General features: G+C 66.5%; 7 protein-coding genes, 1 tRNA gene and 1 pseudogene. 8 read left to right on the top strand and 1 reads right to left on the bottom strand.

The window, feature by feature from the left end; all coding sequences use genetic code 11:
* The first annotated feature begins 7 nt into the window (after positions 1-7).
* The 6 genes and pseudogenes from OVA06_RS14730 (at position 8) to OVA06_RS14705 (ending at position 9,359) form a co-directional block, all read left to right on the top strand.
* Entirely contained in the window at positions 8-1,078 is a 1,071-nt protein-coding gene (locus OVA06_RS14730) for a LacI family DNA-binding transcriptional regulator (protein WP_268159295.1), read from the top strand.
* Positions 1,079-1,152: 74 nt separating this feature from the next.
* On the top strand, positions 1,153-2,577 hold the full coding sequence (gene uxaC / locus OVA06_RS14725) for a glucuronate isomerase (protein ID WP_268159293.1): 1,425 nt from the start codon (positions 1,153-1,155) through the stop codon (positions 2,575-2,577).
* 89 nt (positions 2,578-2,666) lie between these two features.
* Entirely contained in the window at positions 2,667-4,046 is a 1,380-nt protein-coding gene (locus OVA06_RS14720; RefSeq protein WP_268160806.1) for a mannitol dehydrogenase family protein, read from the top strand.
* Positions 4,047-4,313: 267 nt separating this feature from the next.
* On the top strand, positions 4,314-5,723 hold the full coding sequence (gene uidB / locus OVA06_RS14715; protein WP_268159291.1) for a glucuronide transporter: 1,410 nt from the start codon (positions 4,314-4,316) through the stop codon (positions 5,721-5,723).
* A gap of 96 nt (positions 5,724-5,819) precedes the next feature.
* Positions 5,820-7,050: pseudogene (gene manD, locus OVA06_RS14710) on the top strand (D-mannonate dehydratase ManD).
* Between the two features lie 29 nt (positions 7,051-7,079).
* A complete protein-coding gene (locus OVA06_RS14705; protein WP_268159289.1) occupies positions 7,080-9,359 on the top strand; it encodes a gluconokinase, GntK/IdnK-type in 2,280 nt (759 codons plus the stop codon).
* Positions 9,360-9,543: 184 nt separating this feature from the next.
* Here the strand turns inward: OVA06_RS14705 and OVA06_RS14700 are convergent.
* Positions 9,544-9,633 (bottom strand) — tRNA-Ser (locus OVA06_RS14700).
* A 128-nt stretch (positions 9,634-9,761) separates the two neighbouring features.
* On the opposite strand from OVA06_RS14700, the gene OVA06_RS14695 reads away from it, so the two are divergent.
* Entirely contained in the window at positions 9,762-11,495 is a 1,734-nt protein-coding gene (locus OVA06_RS14695; protein WP_268159287.1) for an HNH endonuclease signature motif containing protein, read from the top strand.
* 194 nt (positions 11,496-11,689) lie between these two features.
* The gene (locus tag OVA06_RS14690) at positions 11,690-12,712 is read left to right on the top strand and encodes a zinc-dependent alcohol dehydrogenase (RefSeq protein ID WP_268159285.1); all 1,023 of its coding nucleotides are present in this window, start codon (positions 11,690-11,692) and stop codon (positions 12,710-12,712) included.
* Positions 12,713-12,750 lie beyond the last annotated feature (38 nt).

Raw genomic sequence — 12,750 nt, 5'->3', positions numbered from 1 at the left:
TGGGGCAGTGAGCGAATCCAGGACGCAGGACCTTTCCGACTCATCCGCCGAAGCCCGGAAACCGGTCCGCAGCGGAAAATCGAGCGCCACCATCTACGACATTGCCAAGCTGGCGGGCGTGAACCCCTCCACGGTTTCCCGTGCCCTCAGCAAGCCTGGCCGGGTCAGCGCCAAGACCCAGAAGCTGATCGAGGACGCGGCAGCCCAGCTCGAGTACCGGGTCAACCCCTTCGCCCGCGCCCTGCCCACCGGCCGCACCAACACCCTGGCCCTCATCGTCGCCGACATCACCAACCCCACGTTCTTCGGCATCATCCGCGGCGCTGAATCCACGGCCACTGCCCGCGACTACACCCTGATGCTCGCCGAGTCGGCCGAATCCGCGGACACCGAACTGACGGCGGCGCGACGCATGCTGACCACGGTGGACGGCCTCATCCTGGCCAGCCCCCGCATGGACGATGCCCGCATCCGCGAACTGGCCCGGGAGAAGCCCGTGGTGGTGATCAACCGCCAGGTGGACGGCGTCCCCTCGGTGGTTCCGGATGTGAACAAGGGCATTGGCGAAGCCGTGCGGAACCTTGCCGCCAACGGCCACCGGAAGGTTGCCTACGTGGCCGGGCCGCCGCAGTCCTGGATGACCACCCGCCGCTGGGAAGGCGTTAAGGCTGCGTGCGAGTGGTCCCACCTGGAGTGCGTCCAGCTTCCTTCCTCCAAGCCAACGGTCGACGGCGGCAGGCAGGTTGCGCGCGACGTCGTCGCCAGCGGTGCCACGGCAGTGATGACGTACAACGACCTCCTGGCCATTGGCCTGATGCAGGAGCTGCAGGCCGCGGGCGTGCAGGTTCCGGACCGGATCAGCATTGTGGGCTTCGACGATATTTTCGGCGCTGACTTCACCACCCCGGCGCTGACCACCATCAGGTCGCCGATGACGGCCTGCGGCACCGAGGCGGCAACCTTGCTGCTGGAGGTGTTGCACGGCGCGGAGGAAGTGTCCCCGGCGCTGCAGGTGGAAACCGAGCTGGTGCTGCGTGGTTCCAGCGGCAGGCTCCTGGCATCGGGCCACCCCGCCTGAGATCCTGCGCCACCTAAATGGCAATTTTTGGCAACCGGTTGACAAACGCCGGTTGCCAAAACGATCATTGATCTATGTCACAGTCCATTGCTTCCCACCCCGACCGGCTCCTGCCCGCTGACCCCGGAACGCGGAGCATCGCCCGCGGCCTGCTGGAACGCGTCCAGGACCTGCCCATCATTTCCCCCCACGGCCACGTTGACGCCGCCGTCATCGAGCACAACACCGCCTTTCCTGACCCGGCAGCGCTGCTGGTCAGCCCGGATCACTACGTCACGCGCCTGATCCACGCCAGCGGTGTTGACCAGGGCCTGTTGCGGCCCCAGTCGGGTGCCCAGGGCGACCCCAGCGCGGTTCCGGATGCCCGCACCGTGTGGCGCGAGTTCTGCAAGGCCTGGCCGCTGTTCGAGGGCACTGCCTCCGGCTACTGGCTGCGTACCCAGTTCCAGAGCGTCTTCGGCCTCCGGGAAGAGCCGGACGCCGCGGACCCCGATGCCAGCTACGACGCCATCTCCGCCCGCCTCCAGGAACCCGGCTTCCGGCCCCGCGAGCTTTTCAAGGACTTCAACATCGAGGTGCTCGCCACCACCGATGACCCGCTGGACACCTTGTCCAGCCACCAGGCAATCGCCGCGGATCCGTCCTTCCACGGCCGCGTCCTGCCCACGTTCCGGCCGGACCAGTACCTGAACATCGCGCACCCGCAGTGGCAGGACAACGTGGAGCGGCTCATTGCCGCAGCGGGTGACGGCGGCACGGGCTACGGCGCTTACCTCACCGCCCTCGAGAACCGCCGCCGCTACTTCGTGGACAACGGCGCCGTCTCCGCGGACCACGGCGTCCGCACGCCGCGAACCCTCAAGCTCAGCGACTCCGAAGCGTCCCGCCTGTTCGACGTTGCCCGCTCCGGCAAGGCCACGGCGCAGGACCGCGAGGACTTTGAAGCGCACATGATGTACCAGATGGCCCGGATGTCCGTCGAGGACGGGCTGGTGATGACCATCCACCCCGGCTCCTTCCGCAACCACCACGAACCCACCTTCAATGCTTACGGCGCGGACAGCGGCCACGACATTCCCTTCGCCATCGACTACACCGAAGCGGTTCGGCCGCTGCTGCAGGATTTCGGCACCGCCAAGGACTTCCACCTGGTGCTGTTCACCATGGACGAGACGGTCTTCTCCCGGGAACTGGCGCCGCTGGCCGGGTTCTATCCGTCAGTGTTCCTCGGTGCACCGTGGTGGTTCCTCGATGCCCCGGACGCCATGCTCCGCTTCCGCTCTGCCGTGACCGAGACGGCCGGCTTCTCCCGCTCGTCCGGCTTCATCGATGACACGCGCGCCTTCTGCTCCATTCCCGCCCGGCATGACGCCTCGCGCCGGATCGAGGCCTCCTTCCTGGCCCGCCTGGTGGCCGAGCACCGGGTAACCGAGGAGCGCGCCCATGAGCTCATCGTCGACATCGTTGACGGCTCCCCGCGAAGGGTCTTCAAGCTGTGACCATCGAAAAGATTGCCGCCGGACCGTCCGGGGCCGCCGCTGCCCATCGCGGGGCCGCGTCACCTTCCGTCGCGCAGCTCAGCCGGACCCTGCGGCCCGCGCCCAAGGCGCCCGCCAGGATCGTCCATCTGGGCCTTGGCGCTTTCCACCGTTCGCACCAGGCCTGGTACACGCAGCACGCCGGGGATGCCGCCGAGTGGGGGATCGCAGCGTTCACCGGACGCCGCCCGGACGCAGCGGAGGCCCTGTCACAGCAGGATGGCCTGTACACGGTGGTTGAGCGCGGGGACGCCGGCGACACCTTCGAAGTCGTTGGCAGCATCGTCGAAGCGGTGAACGGGGCCGACGCCGGCCGCCTCACGGCGCTGATCGCCGCCGCCGGCACCGCCGTCGTCACGCTGACCATCACCGAGGCCGCCTATGGACTCGGTGCCGACGGCCAGCTGGACCGGAAAGCCCCGGGCGTCGCCGCAGACCTCCAGGAACTCGCAGCCGGGCCCGCCGGCCGGCCGGCCACTCCGGTGGGCCGCCTGGTCCGGGCACTCGCCGCCCGCAAGGCTGGCGGCGCCGGACCGCTCGCCGTCGTCTGCTGCGACAACCTCTCCAACAACGGCACCGTGGCCCGCACCGCGGTAGTGGGCATGGCGGAGGCCTGGGATCCGCAGCTCGCTGCCTGGATCGTGGAAAACATCAGCTTCGTCAGCACCTCCGTGGACCGCATTACCCCCCGGACCACCGATGCCGACGTCGAATCCGTCACAGCCGCCTGCGGCTACATCGATAACTCGCCGGTGGTGGCCGAGCCGTTCCGCAACTGGGTCCTCAGCGGTGACTTCCCGGCGGGACGCCCGCGCTGGGAGGACGCCGGGGCCGTCTTCGTCGACGAGATCGAACCGTACGAGAACCGCAAGCTCTGGCTGCTGAACGGCGCCCATTCGCTGCTGGCCTACGCCGGCCAGCTCCGCGGGCACGCAACGGTTGCCGAAGCCCTGGCAGACCCGGTGTGCCTGGCCGCCGTCGAACGTTTCTGGAACGAAGCGGAGGCCAACCTCTCGGGCGCGGCAGCCCACGGTGCCGACCTCCAGATTCCGGCCTACCGGGAGCAGCTCCTGGCGCGGTTCCGCAATGCGCGGATTGCGCACCACCTCACCCAGATCGCCATGGACGGCAGCACCAAGCTGCGGATGCGCGCCGTTCCCGTCCTGATGGCTGAGCGCGACGGCGGGAGGTCCGGTGAGGGCGCGGCCGCCATGATCGCGGCGTGGGTTGCTTTCTGCGTCGATGCAACCGGCGACGGCCGGACTGTACAGGACCCGCTGTCAGATGACATCGCAGCCGCCTGTGCGTTGGCTGGAGTGGACCGGGTACAAGCACTGCTGGCACTGCTGAGCGTCCCGCTCTCGCATGATGGCGCCGTGGTGGAACTCGTGGCCGGACTCGCGGGAACCTTCGCCCGCCAAGGGGAGTAGGTCTCCTTCGGCTTGCCCGTTGGCCCGGCGGCCGCGCCGCCTGCCCTACGGAACTGCCCGGACGCCCCCGTGCGTCCGGGCAGTTTTGCGTGCGCGGGCCGGCGTCGTTTCCGTGATGCGCACTGGGTCCTGCCCCCGCCGTGCGCAACATAATTCTGCGGTGCAAAAGCCCATGGCAACCGCTTGCCATTGTCTTGCCAAGTGACTAGGATTACAACCAGACTTAATCAATGTGCTGCCTCGCGGCAGTGGGTAAAGGAGCCCCTCGTGAAGAAGCTGAACAGGCTCAGCATCGTCGGCTATGGCGCCGGCGATGCCGCCAATAACCTGGCATTCACCACTGCCACCATGTTCCTGCTGGTCTACTACACGGATGTTGCAGGGATTTCGGCGGCAGCCGCAGGAACGCTCCTGTTGGCCGTCAGGATCTTCGATGCCTTCGCGGACGTCTTCGCCGGACGGATTGTCGACAGGACCTTCAGTAAGCGGTTCGGCAAGTTCCGTCCGTTCATCATGTTCGGTTCCATCCCGCTGCTCCTGCTCAGCGTTGCTACGTTCTCCGTGCCCCAGATCGGCGAAACCGGCACCCTCCTCTACGCCTACGTCACCTACGCCGCTTTGGGCCTGGCCTACAGCCTGGTGAACATCCCGTACGGTTCGTTGGCCGGTGCCATGACGCAGGATCCGGGGGAGCGGGCCAAGCTCGGTTCCGCCCGCATGATCGGCGCTGCACTGGTGGGCTCGTCCCTGGGCATCTTCGTAGCCCCGCTGATCAAGCCCGGAGCCAACCTGCAGGCGACCTTTACCGGCATCACCCTCGCGTTCGTGGTGATTGGTGCCGCCCTGTACTTCTTCACCGTTTTCACGGCCAAGGAGCGGGTCCACCGTTCGGTGCCGAACGTGTCCTTCAAGCAGAGCGTGGACACCCTGAAGGGCAACAAGCCGCTGTTGATGCTGTGCCTGAGCTCCTTCCTGTTCCTCTCCGGCTACCTGGCCCTGACCTCGGTCCAGCTGTACTACCTGCGGGACGTGCTGGGCCGGCTGGACCTGTACCCCGTCCTTTCCATCGTGCAGCTGGTTCTCACCTTCGTGCTGGCGGCCATCATGCCGCGGCTGGTCCGCACCATCGGCAAGAAGAATGTCTACATCTACGCCTCGGTTGTCACCATTGTTGGCGGAATCATCATCTTCCTCGCACCTGCCAGCCAGACCTGGATCGGCTTTGGCGGGCTCGTGGTCAGCCTGGTGGGCGTCATGGCCGTCAACATCGTGGTGTGGGCCCTTGAAGCGGACACCGTGGAATACGGCGAATGGAAGACCGGTGTCCGCACCGAGGGCATCACCTACGCGCTCTTCTCCTTCACCCGCAAGACCGGACAGGCGGTAGGCGGTGCCCTGGCGGCCTACGCCCTGGCCCTGGGCGGCTACAAATCCGGGGCTGCGCAAACCGCCGAGGCCGCGTTCGGAATCCAGGTGGCCGCAGGCGCAATCCCTGCCGTCCTCACCCTCCTGGCCGTGCTGGTGATGTCCCGCTACACGCTCACCGACGACATGCATGCAGGCATCCTCCGGGACATCACGGCACGCCGTGCGGAGCCTGAAGGCACATCTGATGCCGGCTCCGTCCAACAGTCTGCGGCCCCCGCCGCACCGTCACCCGCAGCGCACAAGAGTTAGCCCCGCCATAGGGGCAGCAGCCCACCAGTACCAGTTCGCCAAACCCGGCCCATCAACCCCGGCCTTCCAGGCCCGCCCCGCTCGAAAGGACCAGCTGTGAAAATCATTGCCGCCGAAGTGTTCGTCACCAGCCCGTCGCGTAACTTCGTCACGCTCCGGATCACCACCGAGGACGGTGTGACCGGCATTGGTGATGCCACCCTCAACGGCCGTGAACTCGCCGTCGCCGCGTACCTGAAGGAGCACGTTGCCCAGCTGCTGATCGGCAAGGACCCGCACCGGATCGAGGACACCTGGCAGTTCCTGTACCGGTCCTCCTACTGGCGCCGGGGCCCCGTCACCATGGCGGCCATTGCCGCCGTCGACATGGCCTTGTGGGACATCAAGGGCAAGGTGGCCGGGATGCCGGTCTACCAGCTCCTGGGTGGTGCGTCCCGCAACGGCCTGCGTGCCTACGGCCACGCCTCGGGTGCGGACATTCCGTCACTGTTTGACTCTGTTCGTGAGCACCTGGAACTGGGCTACAAGTCCATCCGCATCCAGACCGCTGTCCCGGGCATCAAGGCCGTCTACGGCGTGGCTGCCCAGGCACAGGCCTCGGGTGAACGGTACGACTACGAGCCTGCCGGCCGCGGCGCGTTCCCGGTGGAGGAGGACTGGGACACCCGCGCGTACCTGCGCCACCTGCCCAGCGTGTTCGAGGCGGTCCGCAACGAGTTCGGCCCGGAGATCCCGCTGCTGCACGACGGCCACCACCGGATGACGCCCATCCAGGCCGCCAAGCTCGGCAAGGCGCTGGAACCGTACGACCTGTTCTGGCTCGAGGACTGCACGCCTGCCGAGAACCAGGAGGCCCTGCGCCTGGTCCGCCAGCACACCACCACGCCGCTGGCCATCGGTGAAATCTTCAACACCGTGTACGACTACCAGACCATCATCAAAGAACAGCTGATCGACTACGTCCGTGCAGCATCCACCCCACTTCGGCGGTATCTCCCCGCTGAAGAAGGTCATGGACTTCGCCGCCCAGTACCAGATCAAGTCCGGCTTCCACGGCCCCACCGATATCTCTCCCGTGGGCTTCGCCGCGCAGCTGCACGTGGGCCTCGCCATCCACAACTACGGCATCCAGGAGTACATGCAGCACTCGGACAAGACCAATGAGGTCTTCCACCAGTCCATGACCTTCAAGGACGGCTACCTGCACCCGGGCGATGAGCCGGGCATCGGCGTCGAATTCAACGAGGAAGCCGCCGCGGCGTTCCCGTACCAGCAGGCCTACCTGCCGTACAACCGCCTGGTTGACGGCACGGTGCATGACTGGTGAGCGCGGGCACCACCGGTAAGGCAGCAGAAATGACTAAGCACAGCATCATTGTCATGGGTGTTTCCGGCTGCGGAAAGACCACCATCGGCGACCTCGTGGCCCGCGAGCTCGGCGTCCCGTTCCTCGACGGCGACTCGCTCCATCCGGTGGAGAACGTGGCCAAAATGGCTGCGGGAACTCCGCTGACGGACGAGGACCGCTGGCCCTGGCTCGCCACAGTCGGCGCCGAGCTGGCCAACGCCGGCGACGGGGGACTGGTCCTGGCCTGCTCCGCACTGCGCCGCAGCTACCGCGACGCCGTCCGCAAGCAGGCGCCGGACACGGTCTTCCTGCACCTGCACGGCAGCAAGGATGTCCTGAAGGCCCGCACCGAAGGGCGGACGGGGCATTTCATGCCGCCCGCACTCCTGGACTCCCAGCTCGCCACGCTGGAACCGCTCGGAGCGGACGAAGCCGGGTTCGTCGTCGACATCGCTGCGCCCGTGGACGAAGTGGTGGCGTCGGCACTGGCCAATATTGCCGCCGTCGTACCTCCTGCGGCGGGTGGCGAGGGCACGCGGCCGCGGCAGTTCGACGTCGACCTTTCCGCCGCGCCGTTCAATCTCGACGACGGTGCGCTGGCCTGGGTGGAAGAAACCATCAGCTCCATGACGCTCGAGGAAAAGATCGGGCAGCTGTTCATCAACCACAACAACGGCTACTCGCCCGAATACCTCGACGGCGTGCTGGAGAACTACCACGTAGGCGGAATGCGCTACCGGCCCGGTCCGTCCGCCGCCGTGCAGGAGCACATCCGCTACGCGCAGTCGAAGTCCCGGGTGCCGCTGCTGATCGCCTCCAACCCGGAAATGGGCGGGGCCGGAAGTTGCGACGACGGCACGTTCGTCTCTACGCACCTCCAGGCCGGCTCCCACCCGGACAAGGACATTGCCCGCCAGATGGGCCAGGTGGCCGGCGTCGAGACTGCGGCGCTCGGCTGCAACTGGGCGTTCGCGCCGATCGTGGACATCCACTACAACTGGCGGAACACCGTCATCTCCACGCGCTCGTTCGGCAACACGCCCGAGGTCGTGGTGGAGCGCGCCAAGGAATACTTCGACGGCATCAGCGAATCGCCCACAGTCTGCGCCATGAAGCACTTCCCGGGCGACGGCGTGGACGAACGCGACCAGCACGTGGTCACGTCCTACAACACCTTCTCCTACGAGGAATGGGACCGGACGTACGGGCATGTGTACCGCGAGATGATCGGGCATGGCGTGCAGTCAATCATGGTGGGCCACATTGGGGCGCCGGAGGTGTCGCGGCACTTCCGTCCGGGGCTGTCCGACGCCGATATCCTGCCTGCGACGCTGGCGCCGGAACTGCTGCAGGACCTGCTGCGCGGCGAGCTGGGCTTCAACGGCCTGGTGCTCACCGATGCTTCCCAGATGGTGGGCCTGACGCAGGCGCAGAAGCGCAAGGAACTGGTGCCGGCAACCATCGCGGCCGGCTGCGACATGTTCCTGTTCTTCCGCAACCCCGCCGAGGACTTCCAGTTCATGCTGGACGGCTACAAATCCGGCGTCATCACCGAACAGCGGCTGCACGATGCCCTGCGGCGGATCCTCGGGCTGAAGGCGTCGCTGGGGCTGCACCGGAAGTCCCTGGACGAACTGGTCCCGCCGGCCGCAGCTCTTTCCGTGATCGGATCGGACGCGCACCGTGCCATCGCGGCCGAGGTGGCAGACAAGACCGTCACCTTGGTTAAGGACACCGCCGGGAACCTGCCCATCACGCCCGAAACGCATCCGCGGATTCGGCTCTACGGCATCTCCGGCGGGGCCGATTTCACCCGCGCCGATCCGCTGGCGTACCTGGAAACGGTGAAGGAAGAGCTTGTTGCGGCGGGCTTCGAGGTGGATCTGTTCCGGACCGCGGAGCAGCGCGAGGCCGCGGGGGAGACCGGCGTGAACTTCATGTCCGTCCTGGCTGAAGAGGCCACCGCGGACTATGCAGACAGGTACGACGCCGCATTTGTGTTCGCCAACGTCAAGGGCTTCGCGCAGGAGGCAGCCATCCGGATCAAGTGGTCCTCACCGATGGCGGCCGAGATTCCGTGGTACGCCACGGAGGTCCCCACGGTGTTTGTCTCGCTGAACCAGCCGAACCACCTGATTGACGTGCCGATGGTGAAGACCGCCATCCACGCGCACGCCGGCTCGCGTGAGGCCATCCGGGCTGCCGTGGCGAAGATCCAGGGCAAGTCTGAATTCCAGGGCACGTTCAACGAGAACGTTTTCTGCGATTCCTTCGACACCCGGCTGTAACAGCCGCCGGGCTCAGGGCGCCGGGCGCGGGGAGATCCCCTGCGTCCGGCGCTTTGTTTTGTGTCCGCTGGGCAGCCAGGTGGGCCCCGCGGTGGGCTATGTTCGGGCCGACAAATTGGGGGCCGCGGTGACTCCAGAAACGCAGAAGGCCCCCGTTCCTCGAGAGGAACGGGGGCCTTCTAAATGGCGGTGACGGTGGGATTTGAACCCACGTTGGCTTTTACACCAAACAACATTTCGAGTGTTGCACCTTCGGCCGCTCGGACACGTCACCAACCTCAATAGGGTACCGGAGCAAGACGCACATCCCCAAAACGACGCCTTGGCGCACGCTCGGAGAAGGGCCGTCGACGGTCCAACGGGTTCACTGTGAATGTCAGACCCTCGCGCGATGATGCCTTTATGGGAAACGCAGTGGTTGGGGCAGCGGTGATGGATGGTCTTCGGGCATCTGTCGCCAGCCTCGACGCGCTCTTCCTGAGGGACGCGCAGGTGGATTGCGCTCAAGATCCTGACGCCGAAGGCGAAGCTTCAGTGGTTGATGTGTTGGAGCGGAAGTCGGAGCTTCGGCTGCAGCGGCTGGCGTTCTGGAAGCAGTTGGCGGCCCAGGCCGCGGCCGGAATGGCAGCGGACGCCACGGATTTCGCGGAGTTTCAGGAGGCGATGACACCGCCTGACGCCACAGGGGCGGAGCGGGCGTTCGTGGAGATGTCCACGACGGCGGAGGTCGCCGGGGTCCTGACGCTCAGCCCGGGCGCGGCGGCAGCGTTCATCAGCCAGTCACGCAAAGTCTGTGCGATGCCGGCGGTCGCGGGTGCGCTGGCTTCTGGGTTGATGTCGTGGCGGCATGCGGTGATTGTGGCCGACGAAGCGGACTGCCTCGCCACCGAGAGTGCTGAGGCGCTGGTGGCGCACTTCTTCGACCCCGACGCCCCTAACCGTGCCCGCGGGTTGGCACCCGGTGATCTCGTGGCGCACCTGTTCCGCCGGAAGGTCAGGACCTGGCGCGAACGCACCTACCCCGCCTCCCTCGCAGCCCGGCATGCGAGGTGTGTGGCGGACCGGCGGATGGAATACCGCCCCGACGCCGACGGGATGGCATCGATTACCCTGATCCTGCCGGGGGACACCGCCTGCGCCATCTGGAACAAGACCACTGCGATCGCCCGCGGTCTCCGAGGTCCCGGCGAGACCCGCACCCTCACCCAGTTGCGGCCGGACACCGCAGCAGCGCTCCTCTTGAGCGCCCACACCGGGGCCGCTGCCACAGGCGGGTTGGACGGTGGCGAAGGATCTGGCAGCGCATCCGGGGCCGATAGTCTTCCCGGTGCCAGTGGCAACGGGACCGACCCATACTTCGTTGACCTCAGCAAGATCCCCGCGCCGAAAGCCGACGTGCTGGTCACCATTCCGATATTTACAATGTTGGGCAGCACTGAAGAACCGGCAGACCTCGACGGGTACGGGCCCATCTCGGCGGCCATGGCACGGAAACTCGTCGCCGACGGGGCCACATCGTTCTACCGGGTCCTCGTCGACCCCCGCGACGGCGCACCGCTGGAGATCGGCCGGACCAGTTACCGGCTGACGATGGCGATGAAACGCTGGATCAGGATGCGCGACGGGCACTGCACCTTCCCCGGCTGCACCAACCCCAGCACAGACAACGACACCGACCACCTCACCGCCTGGCAGCACCACGGGACAACCGGGGTCAGCAACCTGGCACAACTCTGCCCCAAACATCACCGCCTCAAACACAACAGCGGCTGGACCCCCACACCAGCAACCGGGACTGAACCACCCGGCTGGACCTCCCCCACCGGCCGCCACTACCCAGCCCAACACCCCGACCCACAACAACCACACTGGCCACCCGGACTCCCTGACGCGTTGCACATGACAGGCTCTCTGGAACAAAGGATCCTTGCCGGCGTTGCGGTCTGCCCCGAATACCTCCTTGCCGATCCACCGGATGACGAATTGCTGGACGAAGAATTCGCTTGGGGAGACCGTGTAGCCTCCGACAATCTCTCCCCGGATGATCCGCTCTGGGAAGTCTTCTACGCGGCTCCCTTCGAGCTGCCCACTGATCCGCAACAGGAACACCGGCTACACGATCTCTCGCTCACATGACCGCCAGGGCTGAAAGCTGTAAGAAATCTGATGCTGCGCACGCTTCCGTGCCGACGTCTAAGCCAGCACGTTGAAATAGCGCCAGCAGACCTCTCCCGGTTGCCCGTAACCCGCAGACGTGGACCCGCTGAAATGGCGACACCCGCCGTCGGACCTTCCTCCCGAACGCCCGTCCCGATAGATTCGACAGCAAGATGACTAATTCAGAATTGCCGCACCGCGCCACCGCCTACTGGACCACCGCGAAGGAACAGGGCGAACTCCGGTCCGAGGACTTGCCGGCTCCAAAGCCGGGCGAGGCCGTGGTCCGCGCACTGTACTCCGGTATCAGCAGGGGCACCGAGATGGTGGTCCACCGGGGCGCGGTGCCGCCCAGGGTTGCCGATGAGATGCGCGCCCCGCACCAGGAGGGCGATTTCCCCGGCCCGGTGAAGTTCGGTTACCTGTCGGTCGGCGTCGTGGAGGAAGGCCCGGCCGAGTGGAAGGGACAGCGCGTTTTCTGCCTCAGCCCGCACCAGGACCGGTACGTTGTTCCGGTGGCCGCCCTCACGAGAATTCCGGACGGCGTCCCGTCACAGCGAGCCGTGCTCACCGGAACGGTGGAAACGGCCATCAATGCCCTGTGGGAGGCCGAACCGAAGCTGGGGGACCGCGTCGCCGTCGTCGGGGCGGGCCTGGTGGGCGGGATGGTGGCCACCCTGCTGCGCACCTTCCCGCTTCAGCGTCTTCAACTCGTTGACGTGGATCCGGGACGGAAGAAGCTGGCAGACACCATCGGCGTCGGGTTCACGAGCCCCGAGGACGCCCTTGACGATTGCGACATCGTGATCCATTGCTCCGCTTCCCAGGCAGGCCTCGAACGCAGCCTCCAGCTTGTGGGCGACGACGGGGACGTCATCGAAATGTCCTGGTATGCCGACCGGAAGGTCACCGTGCCCCTGGGGGAGGACTTCCACGCCCGGAGGCTCTCGATCAGGGCAAGCCAGGTGGGCATGGTGGCCCGGTCCCGCCGGCACCGCCGGACCAACGCCGACCGCCTCGACCTGGCCGTCTCGCTGCTCGCCGACCCTGTCTTCGACGCGTTCCTCACCGGACAGTCGGCCTTCGAGGACCTCCCGGAGGTGGTCCAGGGCCTGTCCGATGGAAGCCTTGAAGCCCTCTGCCACGTCATCGAATACCCGCAGGACGTTGCCCGCCAGCCCGGAAGACCGGCCTGAACAACCCGGCAGCCGGTACACGCCACGCCCACTGATTA

It is taken from the genome of Pseudarthrobacter sp. SL88 (genome assembly GCF_026672455.1).
Lineage (GTDB): Bacteria > Actinomycetota > Actinomycetes > Actinomycetales > Micrococcaceae > Arthrobacter.
Note: the sequence above shows the minus strand (reverse complement) of the source record. Positions and strands in the feature narration are given on the sequence as shown.